Source organism: Pseudomonas sihuiensis (assembly GCF_900106015.1).
Taxonomy (GTDB): domain Bacteria; phylum Pseudomonadota; class Gammaproteobacteria; order Pseudomonadales; family Pseudomonadaceae; genus Aquipseudomonas; species Aquipseudomonas sihuiensis.
This window is the reverse complement of record NZ_LT629797.1, coordinates 4,653,404-4,675,099: the sequence shown is the minus strand read 5'-3', so window position 1 is coordinate 4,675,099 and position 21,696 is coordinate 4,653,404. Positions and strand designations below refer to the sequence as shown.

At 63.1% G+C, this 21,696-nt stretch carries 16 protein-coding genes; 11 read left to right on the top strand and 5 right to left on the bottom strand.

The window, feature by feature from the left end; all coding sequences use genetic code 11:
• Positions 1 to 94 precede the first annotated feature (94 nt).
• Positions 95 to 2,503, top strand: coding sequence for a penicillin-binding protein 1A (locus BLT86_RS21945; protein WP_408003033.1), 2,409 nt, complete (start codon positions 95 to 97; stop codon positions 2,501 to 2,503).
• Positions 2,504 to 2,592: 89 nt separating this feature from the next.
• On the opposite strand, the gene BLT86_RS21940 is transcribed toward BLT86_RS21945, so the two are convergent.
• The 4 genes from BLT86_RS21940 to rpmE form a co-directional block, all read right to left on the bottom strand.
• Complete coding sequence (locus BLT86_RS21940; protein ID WP_075745082.1) at positions 2,593 to 3,861, bottom strand: malic enzyme-like NAD(P)-binding protein; 1,269 nt, start codon at positions 3,859 to 3,861, stop codon at positions 2,593 to 2,595.
• A gap of 103 nt (positions 3,862 to 3,964) precedes the next feature.
• Positions 3,965 to 5,401 carry a M48 family metalloprotease gene (locus BLT86_RS21935; protein ID WP_075745080.1) on the bottom strand — a complete coding sequence of 479 codons (1,437 nt, stop codon included), beginning with the start codon at positions 5,399 to 5,401 and terminating at the stop codon, positions 3,965 to 3,967.
• Positions 5,398 to 6,198 carry a thermonuclease family protein gene (locus BLT86_RS21930; protein WP_092379587.1) on the bottom strand — a complete coding sequence of 267 codons (801 nt, stop codon included), beginning with the start codon at positions 6,196 to 6,198 and terminating at the stop codon, positions 5,398 to 5,400. The genes BLT86_RS21935 and BLT86_RS21930 overlap by 4 nt, the downstream gene beginning before the upstream one ends.
• 26 nt (positions 6,199 to 6,224) lie before the next feature.
• The gene (rpmE, locus tag BLT86_RS21925) at positions 6,225 to 6,437 is read right to left on the bottom strand and encodes a 50S ribosomal protein L31 (RefSeq protein WP_003459015.1); all 213 of its coding nucleotides are present in this window, start codon (positions 6,435 to 6,437) and stop codon (positions 6,225 to 6,227) included.
• A 158-nt stretch (positions 6,438 to 6,595) separates the two neighbouring features.
• Between rpmE and BLT86_RS21920 the strand changes: the two genes are divergently transcribed.
• From BLT86_RS21920 to BLT86_RS21875, 10 genes are all read left to right on the top strand, one after another.
• On the top strand, positions 6,596 to 8,815 hold the full coding sequence (locus tag BLT86_RS21920) for a primosomal protein N' (RefSeq protein WP_092379584.1): 2,220 nt from the start codon (positions 6,596 to 6,598) through the stop codon (positions 8,813 to 8,815).
• A 242-nt stretch (positions 8,816 to 9,057) separates the two neighbouring features.
• Complete coding sequence (gene argS / locus BLT86_RS21915; RefSeq protein WP_092379582.1) at positions 9,058 to 10,797, top strand: arginine--tRNA ligase; 1,740 nt, start codon at positions 9,058 to 9,060, stop codon at positions 10,795 to 10,797.
• The gene (locus BLT86_RS21910; protein WP_074676430.1) at positions 10,798 to 11,472 is read left to right on the top strand and encodes an SPOR domain-containing protein; all 675 of its coding nucleotides are present in this window, start codon (positions 10,798 to 10,800) and stop codon (positions 11,470 to 11,472) included. It abuts the gene before it with no gap.
• 238 nt (positions 11,473 to 11,710) lie between these two features.
• Positions 11,711 to 12,241, top strand: a complete 531-nt coding sequence (hslV, locus tag BLT86_RS21905; protein WP_017678531.1) for an ATP-dependent protease subunit HslV — start codon at positions 11,711 to 11,713, stop codon at positions 12,239 to 12,241.
• Between the two features lie 181 nt (positions 12,242 to 12,422).
• A complete protein-coding gene (hslU, locus tag BLT86_RS21900) occupies positions 12,423 to 13,763 on the top strand; it encodes an HslU--HslV peptidase ATPase subunit (RefSeq protein WP_017678530.1) in 1,341 nt (446 codons plus the stop codon).
• 161 nt (positions 13,764 to 13,924) lie between these two features.
• A complete protein-coding gene (locus tag BLT86_RS21895; protein ID WP_092379579.1) occupies positions 13,925 to 14,296 on the top strand; it encodes a gamma-butyrobetaine hydroxylase-like domain-containing protein in 372 nt (123 codons plus the stop codon).
• Between the two features lie 288 nt (positions 14,297 to 14,584).
• On the top strand, positions 14,585 to 16,264 hold the full coding sequence (gene phaC, locus BLT86_RS21890; protein ID WP_092379576.1) for a class II poly(R)-hydroxyalkanoic acid synthase: 1,680 nt from the start codon (positions 14,585 to 14,587) through the stop codon (positions 16,262 to 16,264).
• Positions 16,265 to 16,405: 141 nt separating this feature from the next.
• Positions 16,406 to 17,263 carry a poly(3-hydroxyalkanoate) depolymerase gene (phaZ, locus tag BLT86_RS21885; RefSeq protein ID WP_017678527.1) on the top strand — a complete coding sequence of 286 codons (858 nt, stop codon included), beginning with the start codon at positions 16,406 to 16,408 and terminating at the stop codon, positions 17,261 to 17,263.
• 204 nt (positions 17,264 to 17,467) lie between these two features.
• Complete coding sequence (phaC, locus tag BLT86_RS21880; protein WP_092379573.1) at positions 17,468 to 19,150, top strand: class II poly(R)-hydroxyalkanoic acid synthase; 1,683 nt, start codon at positions 17,468 to 17,470, stop codon at positions 19,148 to 19,150.
• 189 nt (positions 19,151 to 19,339) lie between these two features.
• Entirely contained in the window at positions 19,340 to 19,954 is a 615-nt protein-coding gene (locus tag BLT86_RS21875) for a TetR/AcrR family transcriptional regulator (RefSeq protein WP_075745065.1), read from the top strand.
• Between the two features lie 871 nt (positions 19,955 to 20,825).
• Here the strand turns inward: BLT86_RS21875 and BLT86_RS21870 are convergent.
• Positions 20,826 to 21,692 carry a phasin family protein gene (locus BLT86_RS21870; RefSeq protein WP_092379570.1) on the bottom strand — a complete coding sequence of 289 codons (867 nt, stop codon included), beginning with the start codon at positions 21,690 to 21,692 and terminating at the stop codon, positions 20,826 to 20,828.
• Positions 21,693 to 21,696 lie beyond the last annotated feature (4 nt).

The window sequence follows — 21,696 nt, the reverse complement described above, 5'->3', positions numbered from 1 at the left end:
CGGGAAAAAAAACGCTTATAATGTGATCAGCTTTTCCCTTTTAGCCTCGGCTCCTGCTTAACTCATTCTTTTACTTGGAATTCCGAACATTTTGATACGCCTGCTGAAGTTCATCTGGTGGTCTTGCGTTGCCGTTTTTTGTGGGCTGCTGCTCAGTTTCAGCGGCGCGTTTCTTTACCTTAGCCCGACCCTTCCTTCCGTCGAGTCGCTGCGCCAGGTACAGCTGCAGATTCCTCTGCGCGTCTACAGCAGCGATGCCAAGCTGATCGCCGAGTTCGGCGAGATGCGCCGTTCGCCCATTCGCTTCGATGAAATTCCCAAGGAATTCATCAGCGCTCTGCTGGCTGCCGAAGACGATAATTTCGCCAATCATTATGGCGTCGATGTGACCAGCCTGATGCGCGCTGCCACGCAATTATTGAAAAGCGGCCAGATTCAGAGCGGTGGCAGCACCATCACCATGCAGGTGGCGAAGAACTTCTTCCTCACCAACGAACGCAGTTTTTCGCGCAAGGCCACCGAAATTCTTCTGGCCTTGCAGATCGAGCGCGAGCTGAGCAAGGACGAGATCCTCGAGCTCTACGTCAACAAGATCTACCTCGGCCACCGCGCCTACGGCATCGAAGCTGCCGCACAGGTGTACTACGGCAAATCGATCCGTGACCTGAACCTGGCGCAGATGGCGATGATCGCCGGCCTGCCGAAAGCACCGTCGCGCTACAACCCGCTGGTCAATCCGACCCGCGCCAAGGAGCGCCGCGACTGGATTCTCGGCCGCCTGTATCGCCTGGGCCGTATCGATCAGGCCAGCTACGAGGAAGCGCTTGCCGAGGTAGTCGATGCGCGTTACCACGTTCCCACACCAGAATTGAGCGCTCCTTATATAGCCGAGATGGCACGCGCGGAAATGGTTGGCCGCTATGGCAGCGAGGCTTATACGGAAGGCTTCAATGTCACCACCACCGTGCCTAGTCATTTGCAGGAGGCAGCCAACACCGCCCTGCGTGACGGACTGATCGCCTATGACCAGCGTCACGGCTATCGCGGCCCTGAGAGTCGCCTGCCGGGCATGACCCGCGAAACCTGGCTGACCGAGCTGGCCAAGTTCCGCAGTATCGGCGGCCTGGAGCCAGCGGTGGTTACCCAGGTCGAGAAAAGCGGCATTCTGGTACTGACCCGTAACGGCGAAGAACAAGCGGTGTCGTGGGACAGCATGAAATGGGCTCGCCCCTACCTGAACACCAACAGCATGGGCCCGCGCCCGCAGCAACCTGGCGATGTCACCCAGGTCGGCGATATCGTTCGCGTGCAGCGCCAGGCCGATGGCAGCCTGCGTTTCACCCAAGTCCCCGCAGCACAGGGCGCGTTGGTTTCCCTCGACCCATACAGCGGCGCCATTCAGTCACTGGTCGGCGGGTTCTCATTCGATCAGAGCAACTACAACCGCGCCGTGCAGGCCAAGCGCCAGCCGGGCTCGAGCTTCAAGCCCTTCATCTATAGCGCGGCTCTCGATAGCGGCTACACCGCAGCGACGCTGGTCAACGATGCGCCGATCATCCTCTCCGACGACTACCTGTCGCAGAAGTGGCGCCCGAAGAACGACAACAACACCTTTCTCGGCCCGATTCGCATGCGTGAAGCGTTGTACAAGTCGCGCAACCTGGTTTCCATCCGCCTGCTGCAGGACATGGGCATCGACCGTAGCTTGCGCTATATCGAGCGCTTCGGCTTCGCCCCGCAGGATCTGCCGCGCAACCTGTCACTGGCACTCGGCACTGCCAGCCTGACCCCCATGGAAATCGCTGAGGGCTGGGCCGCCTTCGCCAATGGCGGTTACAAGATCGAGCCGTACCTGATCGAACGCATTGATGACCGTAACGGCAAGCCGCTGTTCCGCGCCAATCCGGCCCGCGTGCCAGGCAGCGCACCGGCCGAGGAGAACGCCAACCTCACCGTCAACGCAACTGATGAGTTGCCGTTGGAGGAGCCTAAGGTCGCCGAACAGATCATCGACGAGCGCACCGCCTACATCATGACCAGCATGCTGCAGGACGTGATCAAGCGCGGTACCGGCCGGCGTGCTCTCGCCCTTGGCCGCAATGACCTGGCAGGCAAGACCGGCACCACCAACGAGTCCAAGGACAGCTGGTTCTCCGGCTACAACGCCGATTACGTAACCACCGTCTGGGCCGGCTTCGACCAGCCGGAGAGCCTGGGCCGCCATGAGTACGGCGGCACTGTCGCGCTGCCGATCTGGATGAACTACATGGGCGCAGTACTCAAGGATCGACCCAACCATCTGCCCAAAGAACCCAAGGGGCTGCTGACGCTGCGCGTCGACCCGATCAGTGGCCGCGCTGCTGCACCCGGCACACTGGACGCCTATTTCGAACTGTTCAAGAGTGAAGACTCGCCCCCTCCGATGAGTGAGTTCGAACCTGGCATGGGTGTTCCTGGCAGCCCGCTACCGGCCGACGAGATGGCGCCGATCGACTTGTTCTAGGATAAGGCTCAGGCGGCTGCAATCGTTGCCTTAAGCCGTATCACAGACAATAAAAAACCCGCCGAAGCGGGTTTTTTATTGTCGGCTGATCAGCCGTTGAACACTTCATCCACCGATTTCAGCGGATAGTGCTTCGGATAGGGCAGAGTCGCCACGCCGGATTCGATGGCAGCCTTGGCCACTGCATCGCAAACCACGGTGATCAGACGCTGATCCATTGGCTTCGGAATGATGTACTCGCGACCGAACGACAGCTCGATACCGCCGTAGGCGTCGCAGACTTCCTGCGGTACCGGCAGCTTGGCCAGGTCACGCAGCGCCAGCGCTGCGGCGATCTTCATCTCTTCGTTGATGCGGGTGGCACGCACGTCCAGAGCACCGCGGAAGATGAAGGGGAAACCCAGCACATTGTTGACCTGGTTCGGGTAGTCGGAACGACCGGTGGCCATGATCACGTCGTTGCGCGTCTCGTGCGCCAGCTCCGGCTTGATTTCCGGATCCGGGTTGGAGCAGGCGAAGACGATCGGGTTGGCCGCCATGCGCTGGAGATCTTCCGGGCTCAGCAGGTTGGCGCCGGACAGGCCGACGAACACGTCAGCGCCTTCGAGCGCGTCGGACAGCGTGCGCTTGTCGGTCTCGGTGGCGAACACGGCCTTGTACTGGTTCAGATCATCGCGACCGGCATGAATCACGCCCTTGCGATCGACCATGAAGATGTTCTCGACCTTGGCACCCATGCTCACCAGCAACTTCATGCAGGAGATGGCAGCTGCACCGGCGCCCAGGCAGACGATCTTCGCCTCTTCCAGAGTCTTGCCGGCGATTTCCAGGGCATTGAGCATGCCGGCCGCGGTGACAATGGCGGTGCCATGCTGGTCATCGTGGAATACCGGGATGTCGCACTGTTCGATCAGCGCGCGCTCGATCTCGAAGCACTCAGGCGCCTTGATATCTTCCAGGTTGATGCCGCCGAAGGTGATGGAGATGCGCTTGACGGTGTCGATGAACGCCTGCGGGCTTTCAGCGTCGACTTCAATGTCGAACACGTCGATGCCAGCGAAGCGCTTGAACAGTACACCTTTACCTTCCATTACCGGCTTGGAAGCCAGCGGGCCGAGGTTACCCAGGCCGAGGATGGCGGTACCGTCGGAAATTACGGCGACCAGGTTGCCCTTACCGGTATAGCGGTAGGCCAGTTCGGCATCGCGAGCGATCTCGCGTACCGGTTCGGCTACGCCTGGGCTGTATGCGAGGGACAGGTCGCGGGCAGTGGCAGTGGCCTTGGTCAGCTCGACACTCAGCTTACCGGGACGGGGCTGAGCGTGATATTCGAGAGCGGCTGTTTTTAGATCGGACATAGTGGCATTTCCGCTTTTATGAGGCTTGTTGAACGGGCGCGGCCGAGGATACGCAAGTTGTATACACCTGCCAAGACCGTTCGGTCGCGATGAAAGCGCCGCGCTAGCGCAGCGTTTTCAACCACTGTCCCGGACGCGGCTCGCCACGCGGATACAGCCCGTTGAGCAGCCTCAACTGTGCCTCGCCATCGGCCGCCAGCGGCGCGCCACTGGCCAGACCAGTCATACTCTGCCCGGCCTTGACCCGCACCAGATGCAGACGCACCGGCTCGGCCAACTTGCGCTCGGCCGCCTTCAGTGGCCGGTAACTGCGGATAACCTCGAGAAAACGCTGATCCTCGGCTTCCAGCGAAGCGCGCCCTTTCACTGCCGCCACGAACAGGTAAGCGTTGTCGCCGCGATAGATCACCGCCACGCGACGCGCCGATTGGCCCTGCAACACCGCCGTATAGCCCTGCAGCACGCCAAGACGCAACTCCTCGCCCGCCACTAGACGCTGATTGCCGACGCGCTGACGCAGGAATTCGGCAGGCGACAGGCGTTTGTCCACTGCCTCCAGAGTCATGGCGATAAAGGCTTGCTCATCCGGGGTGTGACCGATCAGCACATCGGGGCGATTGACCAGCTGCCAGCCCTGCGGGTAGGTCAGCGTGAAGTCCAGCTCGCCGTGATAGAAATGGCGTCCGCGGCGTATACCGCTGGCCGCCGAATCGCCGAACACCAGACCATCGAGCATCTGCAGAAAACGGTCGCGCCCCACTTCCTGATTGCCGCCGGCCAGCGCACGCGCCGGGCCGATCACTTCCTGCAGGCGTCGATCATTGTCCGGGTGGGTATCGAACAAGCCGTGGTAGCCGCCCGCCGCGGGTGCTTCGCCGCGCTTGGCTGCCTGCTCGCGGGCGAAATCCTCCTGCGCCTTGAGCACCTTGACCACCTCGATCATCGCTTGCGGATCGTAGCCACCACGCGCCAGGTATTGCGCGCCCAGGCCATCGGCCTCCAACTCCATGTCGCGCCCATAGCCGCGCACGAACGCATTACCCATGGCGCTGGTCAGATCCCCCACTGCGCCGACACCAGTACCGATAGCCGCAGCCTGCCCGAGCAAGCCCCAGGCCGTGGACTGACTTTGCTGGCGCACACTATGGCGGGCCGTGACGTGACCGACCTCGTGCCCCAGTACGGCCGCCAGTTCCGCCTCGGAATTCAGATAAGCGAGCAGGCCACGGTGGATATAGATGTAGCCACCCGGCAGGGCGAAGGCGTTGATATCCGGGCTGTCCACCAGGGTAAAAACGTAGTTGAGCTGATTGCGATGGCTGCTGCGCGCTACCCGCTCGCCGACGCGCTGAATATAAGCCTGCAGTTTGGCGTCCTCATAGCGCGGGTATTGCTTGAGGATTTCCTGGTTGTAGCGCGCCCCGAGCTCCAGCTCCTGGCGCTCACTCATCATCACGAAGTCGTTGCGACCCGTGGCAGGATTGACCGCGCAACCTGCCAGCCAGCTGCAGATCAGGCACAACATCAATGCACGCATCATGGCAACACCTCCAGCATCGCCGAATGAGTAAGCGGCAGCATCCAGCGCGCCTGCCCGGACTTCCAGCCACCGCGACTCTGGCGATCGATGACCCAGCCCCGCGCCTCCACCCGTTGCCCTTCGAGCCGCTGCAACGCGCGCACGTCGAACTCGCCGAGCAGCTCAGGCGCCACGCGCAATACCCGACCACCATCGAGATCGATCCAGAGGCCACCGCGATTGCGTTGCACGCCTGCAACCCGCCCGCTGAGCAAGGCGAAGCCGCCACTCTTTAGTTGGCCAGCCGTCTTCACTTGCTCGGTGCGCCACACACCCAGACGCTGACGCCGAGCCTGGCGCTCGGCCTGTGCCTGACAACTCACGAGTACGCTATTGGGCGCCACGGCGACCATGAACCCAAGGCCTTCGCCCAGCAACTGCGCTTCCAGATTACGCCCCTGACGGTCGTACAGATGGGCCAGGGTACGGCCGTAACGATCCTTGCGCTGCTCGCCGTAGAGCAGGCCGACACGCCCATCGCTGGCATCGACCAGTGCCTGCAGGCGACGCTTGGCCTGCACGGCGAAGGGCTCATCGCTACGGCCCTTGCGCCCCAGCTCAGGTGCGTTGATGCCGATCAGGCGAATGCTGCGCCCATCGGTCAGGCGCACGGTGTCGCCATCGACCACCTGGCGCACGGCAACCTGAGCCAGATCTGCGCGGTGTGGACAAAAGGCCTGAGCCAGATCGACGCAAAGCAGAGAAACGAAAAAGGCGCCCACCAGGGACGCCTTTTTCAGATTCACGGAAAGGTGCATGACACGTTCCGTAATCGTTCGGTCGCTTACTTCGCGCCGAATACGCCGAAGCGCTGCTTGAAGCGATCGATACGGCCGCCGGTGTCCAGCACTTTCTGCTTACCGGTGTAGAACGGGTGGCACTCGGAGCAAACGTCGAGGCTCAGGTTCTTGCCCAGGGTGGAGCGGGTCTTGATCACGTTACCGCAGGAGCAGGTAGCGTCGATTTCGACGTAGTTCGGATGGATATCGGCTTTCATCGTGCTTTCCTCGGGGTAGTCGTGCCGCCACCCGACCAATGTCAGGCACCGCACAGAAATAGGCCGCGCATCTTACCAGAGACGTAGACCGATGCAAGCCACGCAAGGCGCCGGTCGTCGCGTGTTAAGATCGCTGGCCTGTCAATGGAGCTTCTGGCTTGCCCAACCTGATCCTGCGCCTCGCCCTGCCCTCGCCACTGCGCCGCCTGTTCGACTACCTCGCCCCTGCCGGCGTGTCGCGCAGCGTCTTGCAGCCAGGCGCACGCCTGCGCGTGCCCTTCGGCCGGCGCGAGATGATCGGCGTGCTGGTGGAAGTCGACAGCCAGAGCGACGTCCCGACGGACAAGCTCAAGCCCGCCCTGGAACTGCTCGACGCCCGCCCACCGCTGCCGGCGTCGCTGTTCAAGCTGTGCCTGTGGACGGCGCAGTACTACCAGCACAGCCTCGGCGACACTCTGAGCTGGGCCTTGCCCGTGTTGCTACGCCAGGGCGAGCCGGCCGAAACCCGCCAGGAGCGCTACTGGCTGGCCAACAAAGGCGCCAGCGTCGACGACCCACGCCTGGCCCGCGCGCCACGCCAGCGCGACGCGCTCAAGGCACTGGCGCAACATCCGCACGGTGTCGCCCACAGCCTGCTCAGCCAGTTGCAACTCAACCGCGACAGCCTGCAATTACTGCATGAGAAGGGACTGGTACGGGTCGAGGTGCGCCGCACCCAGCCGCATGCCAAGCCGGCGCACTGGCTGGCACAACCGGAACTGCCGCTGAACGCCGAGCAGCGCGCTGCGGTGAATGCCGTGGCGTCAGGCTGGGGCCAGTTCAATGCCTTTCTACTGGCTGGCGTCACCGGCAGCGGAAAAACCGAGGTGTACCTGCAACTGATCCACCAATGCCTCGAGGCCGGCAAGCAGGCGCTGGTGCTGATCCCCGAGATCAACCTCGGCCCACAGACCTTCGACCGTTTCGCCCGCCGCTTCAATGCACGTATCGCCCTGCTGCATTCGGCGGTGAACGACCGCGAGCGCCTCGACGCCTGGCTGGCGGCACGCGATGGCGAGGCCGACATCATCATCGGCACCCGCTCAGCTCTGTTCACGCCGATGAAGAACCCGGGGCTGATCATCGTCGACGAAGAACACGACGCCTCCTATAAACAGCAGGAAGGTCTGCGCTACCACGCCCGCGACCTGGCGCTGGTGCGCGCCCGCCAGGAAGACGTGCCCATCGTCCTCGGCTCGGCCACACCTTCGCTGGAAAGCCTGCACAACGCCTACACCGGCCGCTATGCCCTGCTCAAGCTGACACAGCGCGCCGGCGGCGCCAGCCAGCCGCGCTTCCTGCGTCTGGACGTGAAGAGCCGGCCACTGGACTCGGGCATCTCCGGGCCGATGCAGCAGGCCATCGCCCAGACCCTCGCCGCCGGCCAGCAGGTGCTGGTGTTTCTCAACCGCCGCGGCTTCGCCCCGACCCTGCTCTGCCACGACTGCGGCTGGCTGTCCGAATGCCCACGCTGCGACGCACGCATGACCGTGCACCAGCGCTATCAGGAACTGCGCTGCCATCACTGCGGCCACGTCGAGAAACAGCCGAGCAACTGTCCAAAATGCCAACACGTCGACCTGCGCCCGGTCGGCGCCGGCACCGAGCGCGCCGAAGAGCGCCTGGCGGTGCTGTTTCCCGACTACCCGGTGCTGCGCGTCGACCGCGACAGCACCTCGCGCAAGGGCGCCATGGATCGCCTGTTCGCCACCATCAACAAGGGCGAGCCGTGCATCCTGGTGGGCACCCAGATGCTCGCCAAGGGGCATCACTTTCCACGGGTGACCCTGGTGTCGATCCTCGACGCCGACGGCGGCCTGTTTTCCGCCGATTTTCGCGCCAGCGAGCGCATGGCGCAGTTGATCGTGCAGGTTGCCGGTCGCGCTGGCCGCGCCGAGGAACCGGGCAAGGTGATCATCCAGAGCCACCTGGCCGACCATCCGTTGCTGGTGCAACTGACCGAGCAAGGCTACTTCGCCTTCGCTGAACAGGCGCTGAGCGAACGCCGCAGTGCCGGTCTGCCACCGTTCTGCCACTTGGCGTTGCTGCGCGCCGAAGCGCACAAGCCTGGCCAGGCCGAGAGTTTTCTCGATGAGGCCTGCAGCGAGGCCGAACATTTGCTGGGCGAACTGGGTCTGACCGGCATCGAACTGCTCGGACCGGTGCCGGCACCGATGGAACGCCGCGCCGGGCGCTTCCGCGCGCAACTGCTGCTGCAGGGCAATGCCCGTGCGCCATTGCATCGCCTGCTCAACCACTGGCTGCATGCGCTGGAACAAATGCCCAGCGGCCGTGCGGTACGCTGGTCGCTGGATGTCGACCCGATCGACCTTTTCTGAACCGCATGCCGGCTTTTGTAGAAACGAGCGGCGCGAGCGAACTCCGGCAGTCCGTAGGGTGGGCCGGGCGGCGTCCCGCTTCAGCCCACCAACAGCGGTTAGCGTTGGTGGGCTGAAGCCCACCCTACCCACTACCCACGGAAACGCGGCACGCTTTTCCTTGCCGCTTGTGGCTTGCAGCTTGCCGCTGCTCTTATAATGCGCAGTTTTCGACCAAAGCCCCAAGGCAACCCGAGCCGAACATGAAAGACAGCATTCGCCACCTGATCCAGCAAGCCCTCGACCGTCTGACCGCCGAAGGCGTGCTGCCTGCGGGCCTGACGCCGGCCATCCAGGTGGAGAACACCAAGGACAAGAGCCACGGCGACTTCGCCAGCAACATCGCCATGATGCTAGCCAAACCGGCCGGCATGAAGCCGCGCGACCTGGCCGAGAAGCTGATCGCTGCCCTGCCGGCCGACGAACAAGTCACCAAGGTGGAAATCGCCGGCCCGGGCTTTCTCAACTTCTTCCAGAACAGCGATGCTCTGGCCCAGCGCCTGGAAGCAGCACTGGCCGATGCCAAGCTCGGCGTACGCAAGAACGGCGCAGCGCAGCGCGTGGTAGTCGACCTGTCGGCACCCAACCTGGCCAAGGAAATGCACGTTGGTCACCTGCGCTCGACCATCATCGGCGACGGCGTGGCGCGGGTGCTGGAATTCCTTGGCGACACCGTGATCCGCCAGAACCATGTCGGCGACTGGGGCACCCAGTTCGGCATGCTGCTGGCCTACATGCAGGAAAACCCGGCGGCCGCCGAAAGCGAGCTGGCCGACCTGGAAGGCTTCTACCGCGCCGCCAAAAAGCGCTTCGACGAATCCAGCGAGTTCGCCGACCGCGCCCGCGAGCTGGTGGTCCAGTTGCAGGCCGGCGACGCCGAGTGCCTGCGTTTGTGGCATCGTTTCAACGACATTTCCCTGTCGCACTGCCAGGCGCTGTACGACCGCCTCGGCGTCAAGCTGAGCATGGCCGACGTCAAAGGAGAGAGCGCCTACAACGACGACCTGCCGAAAGTGGTTGCCGAGTTGGCCGCCAAGGGTCTACTGACCGAAGACAACGGCGCGCAGTGCGTATTCATGGACGAGTTCAAGAATGCCGAAGGCAACCCGCTACCGCTGATCGTACAGAAGGCCGGCGGCGGCTACCTGTATGCCACCACCGACCTGGCCGCCACCCGCTACCGCGCCGGCACGCTCAAGGCCGACCGCGTGCTGTACTTCGTCGACCAGCGCCAGGCCCTGCACTTCCAGATGGTCTTCGCCTGCGCGCGCCTGGCCGGCTTCGTACCCGCCAGCATGGACCTGGAACACATGGGCTTCGGCACCATGAACGGCCCGGACGGTCGCCCGTTCAAGACCCGCGACGGCGGTACCGTGAAGCTGGTGCAACTGCTCGACGAGGCCGAGCAGCGCGCCTACAGCCTGGTCAAGGACAAGAACCCGGACCTGGCCGAAGACGAACTGCGTCAGATCGCACGCGTGGTTGGCATCGCCTCGGTGAAATACGCCGACCTGTCCAAGCATCGCACCAGCGACTACAGCTTCAACTTCGACCTGATGCTGAGCTTCGAGGGCAACACCGCGCCCTACCTGCTGTATGCCTACACCCGCGTGGCCGGCGTGTTCCGCAAGCTTGGCAAGGGCGTGGACGAGATCGGCGGGCAGATCACCCTGGTCGCCGAGCAGGAGCAAGCCCTGGCCGCCAAGCTGGCACAATTCAACGAGCTGCTCGGCAACGTCGCCAACAAGGGCACGCCGCACATCCTTTGTGCCTACCTGTATGACCTCGCCGGCCTGTTCTCCAGCTTCTATGAGAACTGCCCGATCCTCAGCGCCGAGGACGAGGCCACCCGTGACAGCCGTCTGCGCCTGGCGGCCCTTACCGGCCGCACCCTCAAGCAGGGCCTGGAGCTGCTCGGCCTGGAAACTCTGGAGCGGATGTAAATGGCAGCGCGCAAGAAGCCGGCGCCGAAACGCGGCGCCAGTCGCTATCAAGCCCCGGCGAAGAAGCCCGTACCGGGCTGGATCTGGCTGGCCTGCGGCCTGGTGGTCGGCGGTTTCTTCATGTTCCTGTTCAGCCTCGAACCGGGCCGTGACGAGATCAAGCGCGACAAGGGCGAACAGGTGCGCAGCACCAAGCCCGAGCCGAAGCCGACGCAACCCGAGCCGGCCAGGCCCAAGTACGACTTCTACACCCTGCTGCCGGAGTCGGAAGTGATCCTGCCGCAGGCCCTGGAAGAAACGCCACCACCCGTACCCGAGCAGAAACCGGTCACCCCGGAAGAAGCCGCCAAGATCGACACCGCTCGTGCCGAAGCCGCGCTCAACGGTCAGGTGCCGCCGCCCCCACCACCCGTCCTGGCCAGCGCGCCGGTCACCACACAGTTCTTCCTCCAGGCCGGCTCGTTCCGCAAACGCGATGACGCCGACGGCCTGCGCGCGCAGATCATCCTGCTCGGGCAGAACGTACGGGTGGAAACCGGCAAGGTGCGTGAGGAAACCTGGCACCGCGTACTGGTCGGCCCCTTCGCCAGCCGCGAGCAACTGGCCAGCGCGCAGAAGACCCTGGCAGCCGGCGGCTTCAGCAACCTGCTGTTACAGCAACGCCAGGTCCGCTGATCGCCTGACAGGCCGTTGAAAAACGTAGGCGAGGCAGGCTGGCCGAGGCAAAAATAGCCGAAAAAGCGCAGTTTACGCGTTGTAAATGAGCATTTTGAGGCTGTTTTTAACGACGGCCAGACAACGCAGGTAGTTTTTCAACAGCCTGTTAAGCCCGTCGCCGGTTGAAAAGCCGCGACGAGCACCCCATTTGAGTTTCCATCCGGGCAAGTTCGCCCCGCAGCGTGGAGATTCACCCTTGACCACCATCGTTTCAGTGCGCCGCCACGGCAAGGTCGTGATGGCAGGCGACGGCCAGGTTTCCCTCGGCAACACCGTCATGAAGGGCAACGCCAAGAAGGTGCGCCGCCTGTACCACGGCCAGGTGCTGGCCGGTTTCGCCGGTGCCACCGCCGACGCCTTCACCCTGTTCGAACGCTTCGAAGGGCAACTGGAAAAACACCAGGGTCATCTGGTGCGAGCCGCCGTCGAGCTGGCCAAGGACTGGCGCACCGACCGCAGCCTGAGCCGCCTGGAAGCCATGCTGGCAGTGGCCAACAAGGACGCATCGCTGATCATCACCGGCAACGGCGACGTCGTCGAACCCGAGGAAGGCCTGATCGCCATGGGCTCCGGCGGCAACTTCGCCCAGGCCGCAGCCCGCGCCCTGCTGATGAAGACTGACCTGTCCGCCCTCGAGATAGCGCAGACTGCACTCGGCATCGCCGGCGACATCTGCGTGTTCACCAATCATCACCAGACCATCGAGGAACTGGACGCCCCCGAGTGAGGCCTATCTAAAAACTACCTGCGTTGTCATCGCCGCGTTGAAAACAGGCTCAGAATGCTCATTTACAACAGTAAACTCCGCTTCCTCGCCTGTTTCCGCCTTGCGCTGGCTGCCTCGCCTACGTTTTTAGAGAGCCCCAAGCGTCCATTTTTTTCATAGATTCGATAGCGAGCCAAATTCCATGTCCATGACGCCCCGCGAGATCGTCCACGAACTCAACCGCCATATCATCGGCCAGGACGACGCCAAACGCGCCGTGGCCATCGCCCTGCGCAACCGCTGGCGGCGCATGCAACTGCCGGCCGAACTGCGCCAGGAAGTCACGCCGAAGAATATCCTGATGATCGGCCCCACCGGCGTCGGCAAGACCGAGATCGCCCGTCGTCTGGCCAAGCTGGCCAATGCGCCGTTCCTGAAAGTGGAAGCCACCAAGTTCACCGAGGTCGGTTATGTCGGCCGTGACGTCGAATCGATCATCCGCGACCTGGCCGATGCAGCGGTGAAGATGCTCCGTGAGCAGGAAATCACCAAGGTCCGCCACCGCGCCGAAGATGCCGCCGAGGAGCGCATCCTCGATGCCCTGCTGCCACCCGCGCGCCAGGGTTTCGGCGACGAGCCGGTGCGCAGCGAGGATTCCAATACCCGTCAGCTGTTCCGCAAGCGCCTGCGCGAAGGTCAATTGAACGACAAGGAAATCGACATCGAAGTGGCCGACTCGCCCATGGGCGTAGAGATCATGACCCCACCGGGCATGGAAGAAATGACCAACCAGCTGCAGAACCTGTTCTCCAGCATGGGCAAGGGCAAGAAGAAGAGCCGCAAGCTCAAGGTCGCCGACGCACTGAAACTGGTGCGCGACGAGGAGGCCGCGCGCCTGGTCAACGAGGAAGAACTCAAGGCCCGCGCCCTGGAAGCCGTCGAGCAGCACGGCATCGTTTTCATCGACGAGATCGACAAGGTCGCCAAGCGCGGCAACACCGGCGGCGCCGATGTGTCGCGTGAAGGTGTACAGCGCGATTTGCTGCCGCTGATCGAGGGTTGCACGGTCAACACCAAGCTGGGCATGGTCAAGACCGACCATATCCTGTTCATCGCCAGCGGCGCCTTCCACCTGAGCAAACCCAGCGATCTGGTGCCCGAACTGCAGGGTCGCCTGCCGATCCGCGTCGAGCTCAAGGCGCTGAGCCCGCAGGACTTCGAGCGCATTCTCAGCGAGCCGCATGCCTCGCTCACCGAGCAGTACAGTGCACTGCTGCAGACCGAGGGTTTGAACATCGAGTTCGCCGAAGATGGCATCAAGCGTCTGGCCGAGATCGCCTGGCAGGTCAACGAGAAGACCGAGAACATCGGCGCCCGTCGCCTGCACACCTTGCTCGAGCGCCTGCTGGAGGAGGTGTCCTTCAGTGCCGGCGACCTGGCAGGCCAGCAGAACGGCGAACCGATCCGTATCGACGCGGCTTACGTCAACGGTCACCTTGGCGAGCTGGCACAGGACGAAGACCTGTCGCGCTATATCCTGTAAGCCCAGGAGCACGATCCTGTCGCCGCTGGCCGGCGTCATTCTGTAGGAGCGGCTGGGCGGCATTCCGCTTCAGCCGCGAAATTCGCGGATAAATCCGCTCCTACAGGACGGTGCAATCACTCAACTGGGCGTTGTGCCTAAAAAGATCACGGAAATCAGCCATGTCCATCCCCAGCGCGATCAAACTGCACAAGGCCTCGAAAACCCTGGAACTGCGCTACGGCGAGCAGAGCTATTCGCTTAGCGCCGAGTTCCTCCGGGTGCACTCGCCCTCGGCCGAGGTGCAGGGGCATGGTAAGCCGATTCTGCAGACCGGCAAGCTCAACGTCGGCCTGGAGCGCATCGAACCGGCCGGCAACTATGCACTGAAACTGTGCTTCGACGACGGCCATGACAGCGGTCTGTACACTTGGGAATACCTCTACGAACTGGCCACCCGGCAGGATCAACTCTGGGCCGAATACCTGACGCAGCTCAGTGCTGCAGGCCAATCCCGCGACCCCAACGAAAGTGTCGTGCGCCTGATACTCTGAACCGCACGCACACCTCGTCGCAGAGCGCTCGCCTTCCTATCCCGACTCATTACCCGGTAGTTAGAACGATTTTTCTAAACTATCGCGGCATACTCTCGCCCCATCGATCAGCTTGCCTAACGGCAAAAACTCGGGTAACCAAGGAACTGGCAGGTTCCCTGCATTTGGCCCAGCCAGATGCAATGCATGACGCGGACCCGATCCGCACCCGGCAACCCGAGCAGTACCTGGCCCCTGTTTCGCCGCGAGCGCAGCCGGTACGTGACTCAGGACAATGGAGCGTCGCAGATGAGTGATAAGAATAACGAAGACTTGAAACGCCAGGCCTCGGAAAACACCCTGGGACTCAACCCGGTGATTGGCATCCGCGGCAAGGATCTCCTGACCTCTGCCCGCATGGTGCTCTCCCAGGCACTCAAGCAACCCTTCCACAGCGCCAAGCACGTCGCCCATTTCGGCCTCGAACTGAAGAACGTCATGCTCGGCCAATCCGCGCTCAAGCCTGAAGACGGCGACCGCCGCTTCGCCGACCCGGCCTGGAGCCAGAACCCGCTGTATCGCCGCTACCTGCAGACCTACCTGGCCTGGCGCAAGGAGCTGCACGACTGGATCGAGCACAGCTCGCTGTCCGAGCAGGACGCCAGTCGCGGCCACTTCGTGATCAACCTGATGACCGAGGCCATGGCGCCGTCCAACAGCATGGCCAACCCGGCCGCGGTCAAACGCTTCTTCGAGACCGGCGGCAAGAGCCTGCTCGACGGTCTGTCGCACCTGGCCAAGGACATGGTGCACAACGGAGGCATGCCCAGTCAGGTGAACATGGAGGCCTTCGAGGTCGGCAAGAACCTGGCGACCACCGAAGGCGCCGTGGTGTTTCGCAACGACGTGCTGGAGCTGATCCAGTACAAGCCGATCACCGAGAGCGTGCACGAGCGCCCACTGCTGGTGGTGCCACCGCAGATCAACAAGTTCTATGTATTCGACCTGTCACCGGAAAAAAGCCTGGCGCGCTTTCTGTTGCGCAGCCAGGTGCAGACCTTCGTGGTCAGCTGGCGCAACCCGACCAAGGCGCAGCGTGAGTGGGGCCTGTCCACCTACATCGAGGCGCTCAAGGAAGCCATCGACGTGATCTGCGCCATCACCGGCAGCAAGGACGTCAACATGCTCGGCGCCTGCTCCGGCGGCCTGACCACGGCCTCGCTGCTCGGTCACTATGCAGCGCTTGGCCAGCAGAAGGTCAACGCCCTGACCCTGCTGGTCAGCGTGCTCGACACTCAGCTAGACACCCAGGTTGCCCTGTTCGCCGACGAGAAGACCCTGGAAGCCGCCAAACGCCGCTCCTACCAGGCCGGCGTACTGGAGGGTAGTGACATGGCCAAGGTGTTCGCCTGGATGCGCCCCAACGACCTGATCTGGAACTACTGGGTCAACAACTACCTGCTCGGCAACGAGCCACCGGTGTTCGACATCCTCTACTGGAACAACGACACCACGCGCCTGCCGGCCGCGCTGCATGGCGAGTTCATCGAGATGTTCCGGACCAACCCACTGACCCGCCCGGGCGCGCTGGAAGTCTGCGGCACACCGATCGACCTGAAGCAGGTCACCTGTGATTTCTTCGTCGTCGCTGGCACCACCGACCACATCACCCCCTGGGATTCCTGCTACAAGTCGGCGCACCTGTTCGGCGGCAAATGCGAGTTCGTGCTGTCCAACAGCGGCCATATCCAAAGCATTCTCAACCCGCCGGGCAACCCCAAGGCGCGCTACATGACCAATAGCGCGATGCCGCTGGACCCGAAAGCCTGGCAGGAAAGCTCGACCAAGCACGCCGACTCCTGGTGGCTACATTGGCAGACGTGGCTGAGCGAACGCTCGGGCGAAACCAAGAATGCTCCACGGGCGCTGGGCAACAAGAAATTCCCGGCTGGCGAAGCCGCACCAGGCACCTATGTGCACGAACGCTGATTTTCAGTCTCAACCGCAGTGGCACCGGGAAGTGCCGCACGCCACGACGGTCTGACCGGCGTGGAACCAGGTAACCCCTGGTAACCCTGGAGGCGGCCCGGACGGCCCTCTCCAGCGCTCAACTCCACAGGGGCTGCGCCTATGCCGCAACCATTCGTATTCCGCACCATAGATCTCGATGGGCAGACCATCCGCACCGCGGTGCGGCCGGGCAACAGCCAGTTGGTGCCACTGCTGATCTTCAACGGCATCGGCGCCAACCTGGAACTGGTGATGCCCTTCGTCGCCGCCCTGGACCCGGAGCTGGAAATCATCGCCTTCGACGTCCCCGGTGTCGGCGGTTCCTCCACGCCGGCCACGCCCTACCGCTTCCCTGGTCTGGCCAAGCTGGCAGCGCGCATGCTCGATTACCTCGACTACGGTCAGGTCAATGCCATCGGCGTGTCCTGGGGCGGCGCCTTGGCGCAGCAGTTCGCCCATGACTACCCCGAGCGCTGCAAGAAGCTGATCCTCGCCGCCACCTCGGCCGGCGCGGTGATGGTGCCGGGCAAGCCCAAGGTGCTCTGGCGCATGGCCAGCCCGCGGCGTTATGTGCAACCGTCCTACGGTGTACGCATCGCCCCGGACATCTATGGCGGCGCCTTCCGTCGCGACCCCAAGCTGGCCATGGCGCATGCCAGCAAGGTGCGCTCGGGCGGCAAGATGGGCTACTACTGGCAACTGTTCGCCGGCCTCGGCTGGACCAGCATCCACTGGCTGCACAAGATCCGCCAACCGACCCTGGTGATGGCCGGCGACGACGACCCGCTGATTCCGCTGATCAACATGCGCCTGCTGGCCTGGCGCATTCCCAACGCCGAACTGCACGTGATCGACGACGGCCACCTGTTCCTGGTGACCCGCGCCGAAGCGGTGGCGCCGATCATCATGAAGTTTCTCGAAGAGGAGCGGCACCGTGCGGTGATGCACCCGCAGCCCACACCCGTACGCCAGCACTGATCGCACCAGCTTGGTGCGCATTGTTCTGCGTGCTCGACAAAGGGGCCGCTCAAGGCCTCTTGTTTTTCGACGCGGCGCTCTGGAATGCACTTCCCGCGCGCCTGGTACAGGGCTTGCTGCACACCCTGCACAAGTACAAGGTGCGCGCCGAGGCAGTCCGCGCCATGAAAGTCTCTAGACGGTTTGACGACGGAGTGCTGCCCCATGCGAGACAAGTCGAACCCGGCTTCACTGCCGGCACCCGCCAGTTTCATGAACGCCCAGAGCGCGGTGGTGGGCGTGCGCGGTCGCGATCTGCTGTCCACCATGCGCCTGCTGGCTGCCCAGGGCCTGAAGAATCCGGTGCGCAGTGGACGTCATCTGCTGGCCTTCGGCGGCCAGCTTGGCCGGGTGCTGCTCGGCGATACCCTGCACAAGGTCAATCCGCAGGATGCGCGCTTCGCTGATCCGACCTGGCACCTCAATCCCTTCTACCGACGCAGCCTGCAGGCCTATCTGGCGTGGCAGAAACAACTGGCTGCGTGGATCGACGACAGCGACCTGTCGGCCGATGACCGCGCCCGCGCGCGCTTTCTCGCATCGCTGATGAGCGACGCCCTGTCACCCTCCAACAGCCCGCTCAACCCGCAGGCGCTCAAGGAGCTGTTCAACACCGGAGGCAGCAGTGCCTTCAAGGGCTTGCGCCATCTGCTCGACGACCTGCTGCACAACGACGGCCTGCCCAGCCAGGTCAGCAAACACGCCTTCGAAGTCGGCCGCAATCTGGCCTGCACCCCCGGTGCCGTGGTGTTTCGCAACGAGCTGCTGGAACTGATCCAGTACAAACCGATGAGCGAAAAGCAGTACCTGCGCCCGCTGCTGATCGTGCCGCCACAGATCAACAAGTACTACATATTCGACCTGTCCAACGACAAGAGCTTCGTCCAGTACGCGCTGAAGAACGGCCTGCAGACCTTCATGATCAGCTGGCGCAACCCCGACCCACGGCATCGCGAATGGGGCCTGTCGAGCTATGTGCAGGCCGTCGAGGAAGCCGTCGATGCCTGCCGTGCCATCACCGGCAGCAAGGACGTCAACCTGCTCGGCGCCTGCGCCGGCGGCCTGACCATCGCCGCCCTGCAAGGCCACCTGCAGGCACGCCGCCAACTGCGCAAGGTTGCCAGTGCCACTTACATGGTCAGCCTGCTCGATAGTCAGATCGACAGCCCGGCGATGCTCTTTGCCGACGAGGAATCCCTCGAGTCGGCCAAGCGCCGCTCCTACCAGCAAGGCGTGCTGGACGGGCGCGACATGGCCAGGGTATTCGCCTGGATGCGCCCCAACGACCTGATCTGGAACTACTGGGTTAACAACTACCTGCTCGGCAAGCAGCCGCCAGCCTTCGACATCCTCTACTGGAACAACGACAACACGCGCCTGCCCGCTGCACTGCATGGCGATCTGATCGATTTCTTCAAGCACAACCCGCTCAGCCGCGCGGGTGCGTTGGAGGTCTGCGGTACGCCGGTGGATCTGGCCAAGGTCAACGTCGACAGTTTCAGCGTGGCCGGCATCAACGACCACATCACGCCCTGGGATGCGGTCTATCGCTCGACCCTGCTGCTGGGTGGCAACCGCCGCTTCATCCTGTCCAACAGCGGGCATATCCAGAGCATTCTCAACCCGCCGGGCAACCCCAAGGCCAACTACTACGAGAACACCAAGCTCACCTCCGACCCACGCGCCTGGTATCACGACGCCACGCACCAGCAAGGCAGTTGGTGGCCACAGTGGCTGGAATGGATGCAGGCGCGTTCCGGCGCGCAACGCGAAACCCTGATGGCGCTGGGCAACCAGAACCATCCACCGATGGAGGCAGCGCCCGGCACCTACGTGCATATCCGCTGAAGCGGTATGCCTCGCCAACAAGGCCTGCGCGGCATGCCCGCATCCCTCATCCGGCGCTTCGCGCCACCTTCTCCCGAAGGGAGAAGGACATGAGAGATGTCGCTACGCGACTTTTACTAAAGGGATGGCCGGCTGCACGCCGGCCGGTTATCGTCAGCCCTTCGCGCCCAATCGAACAAGAAGCCAAGGATGAAAACCCGCGAGCGCATTCTGCAAACCGCCCTGCTGCTGTTCAACGAGCAGGGTGAGCCCAACGTTTCCACACTGGAAATCGCCAACGAGCTGGACATCAGCCCGGGCAATCTCTACTACCACTTCCATGGCAAGGAGCCGCTGGTACTGGAACTGTTCGAACGCTTCCAGAGCGAGATGGCGCCTTTGCTCGACCCGCCAGCCGAAGCCCAGCTGGACGTCGAGGACTACTGGCTGTTCCTGCACCTGATCGTCGAGCGCCTGTCGCAGTACCGCTTTCTCTTCCAGGATCTGTCCAACCTGGCCGGGCGCCTGCCAAAACTGGCGCGCGGCATTCGTCACTGGCTGAACGCGCTGAAACGCACGCTGGCCTCCCTGCTCGCCCGCCTGATGGCCGACGGCCAACTGAACAGCGGCACCCAGGCGCTCGGCCAACTGGTCGAGCAGATCACCCTGACCCTGCTGTTCTCCCTCGACTATCAGCGCATCCTCAACCAGGAAGGTGAAGTGCGCCTGGTGGTGTACCAGATCATGATGCTGGTCGCGCCGCACCTGAACCAGCCCTCACGCAGCACCGTCGAGCACTTGGCGCAGCGCTATCTGGAAGCCTGATGCGCAGCCGTGCGCACGCCAATGACACGCTGGGAATGTAGGGCGGGTGCAACCCGCCAGAGCGCAAATGGCGGGTTACACCCGCCCTACAAAGCCGAGACGCATCCACGGTTGCTGCGCATGGCGCACCCTGCGACCTGAATCGGGTAGGAGGCGGGGTCACCCCCGCCGTCCTCCCACACCACCGTACGTACGGTTCCGTATACGGCGGTTCCTGCCTACTGACAAACAGCATCAGCGAGCTTGGTTCCGTTGATGTGTCGCCTGCGGTAGCTAAGCGCCCAGACCGGCCCTCGGAGTTTCCGACTCCTACCTCCTGATGGTCTCGACCACCGCTGTTCACGGCGTTTCTGCTTTACGCTCCAACAGAGAGCACACCTGACTATCCACTCATGGCAGGTTCAGCCCTTCATCGCTCCGGTTTCGAGCAACTACTACGGCCTCTGCTGACTTCTGTTCGCCCATCCCGTCACCTCTCGGGGCCGGTAGCACATGGCAGGCCAAACAGATCTCCCAGGGTAATTCGCGCGACCTTTCTGCTTATGCCTGTCGGATTTACGTCGTAGCGTTCCGTGCAAGTATCGGGCTTTGGCAATCGTTGCTACCTCACCCCGCTACGCCGCCTCTATCCGCTTCCTGTTCGTCAGGCCAGCATTTTGCCTCGGGCTTCCTTCAGATTCGCAGTCGCCCGCGACACCCTTGCCTCTGGCTAACACTTCCCCTTGCCGGGTGTGTAGAGGACTTTCACCTCCAAGTCGTCCAGTCCACCACCACAGTGAACCGAACAGCGCCAGTCACGGCGCTACGCGCCATGCCTGGCGCACAACGAAAACGCCCGGCACTAGGCCGGGCGTTTTCAGTCCTGAGAAACTCAGGACGGGGTGGCTGGAGTTGCCGGGGTGGCAGCCGGAGCCGGTGCTGCGGCCGGCGTTGCAGCGGCGGCCGGTGCCGGTGCCGGTGCAGCCGGTTTCGGCGCAGCTGCCTTGGGTGCTGCCGGTTTCTTCGCAGCCGGCTTCTTCGCTGCAGCAGGCTTGGCTGCTGGCTTAGCTGCAGGCTTGGCGGCGACCGCTGGCTTGGCAGCGGGTTTCGCTGCGGCCTTGGCTGCCGGTTTCGCCGCAGGTTTAGCTGCCGGCTTGGCGGCTGCAGGTTTCACGGCAGCCGGTTTGGCAGCGGGCTTGGCTGCAGCTTTGGCAGCAGGCTTGGCGGCCGGCTTCGCAGCAGGTTTGGCAGCTGCTTTCGCAGCCGGCTTGGCGGCAGCCTTCGCGGCAGGTTTGGGCGCAGCTTTGGCAGCAGGCTTGGCGACCGACTTGGCCGATACGCCAGTGATTTTCTCCAGCTGCTTGGTCAGGCTGTCGACCTTGTCATTCAATGCCTTGACCTCGTTGCGGCTGGGCACGCCCAGACGCGAAATGGCATTGTTCAGACGCTTGTCGAAGGCCTCTTCCAGCTCACCCCATTTGCCGATTGCCCTGTCCTTGACCTCATCGACCTTGGACTTGGCGGAACCGACCTTGGAACCGACGCCGGCTTTCACCGCGCCAACCTGTTTGTCGACTTCGCTCTTGGCCTGCTTTTCGGCCTTCTCGCCGTCCTTGACCAGCGTGTCGAACAGCTTGGTGCCGTCCTTGCTGACCTTGGAATAAGCGCCCAAGCCTGCCAACCAGATCTGACGCGAGTATTTCTCGACCTCGCCGATCCAGGAGCTGGTCTGTTTCTCGGTTTTCTTCTTAACAGCCATCCTG

Excerpts from the sequence above, each read along its gene's own strand:
- phaC (WP_092379576.1), top strand. The coding sequence starts at position 14,585 with ATGAGTGATAAGAATAACGAAGACTTGAAACGCCAGGCCTCGGAAAAC.
- BLT86_RS21910 (WP_074676430.1), top strand. The coding sequence starts at position 10,798 with ATGGCAGCGCGCAAGAAGCCGGCGCCGAAACGCGGCGCCAGTCGCTAT.
- BLT86_RS21930 (WP_092379587.1), bottom strand. The coding sequence starts at position 6,198 with ATGCACCTTTCCGTGAATCTGAAAAAGGCGTCCCTGGTGGGCGCCTTT.
- BLT86_RS21895 (WP_092379579.1), top strand. The coding sequence starts at position 13,925 with ATGTCCATCCCCAGCGCGATCAAACTGCACAAGGCCTCGAAAACCCTG.
- BLT86_RS21935 (WP_075745080.1), bottom strand. The coding sequence starts at position 5,401 with ATGATGCGTGCATTGATGTTGTGCCTGATCTGCAGCTGGCTGGCAGGT.
- phaZ (WP_017678527.1), top strand. The coding sequence starts at position 16,406 with ATGCCGCAACCATTCGTATTCCGCACCATAGATCTCGATGGGCAGACC.
- BLT86_RS21940 (WP_075745082.1), bottom strand. The coding sequence starts at position 3,861 with ATGTCCGATCTAAAAACAGCCGCTCTCGAATATCACGCTCAGCCCCGT.
- BLT86_RS21875 (WP_075745065.1), top strand. The coding sequence starts at position 19,340 with ATGAAAACCCGCGAGCGCATTCTGCAAACCGCCCTGCTGCTGTTCAAC.
- BLT86_RS21870 (WP_092379570.1), bottom strand. The coding sequence starts at position 21,692 with ATGGCTGTTAAGAAGAAAACCGAGAAACAGACCAGCTCCTGGATCGGC.
- hslU (WP_017678530.1), top strand. The coding sequence starts at position 12,423 with ATGTCCATGACGCCCCGCGAGATCGTCCACGAACTCAACCGCCATATC.
- argS (WP_092379582.1), top strand. The coding sequence starts at position 9,058 with ATGAAAGACAGCATTCGCCACCTGATCCAGCAAGCCCTCGACCGTCTG.
- phaC (WP_092379573.1), top strand. The coding sequence starts at position 17,468 with ATGCGAGACAAGTCGAACCCGGCTTCACTGCCGGCACCCGCCAGTTTC.
- rpmE (WP_003459015.1), bottom strand. The coding sequence starts at position 6,437 with ATGAAAGCCGATATCCATCCGAACTACGTCGAAATCGACGCTACCTGC.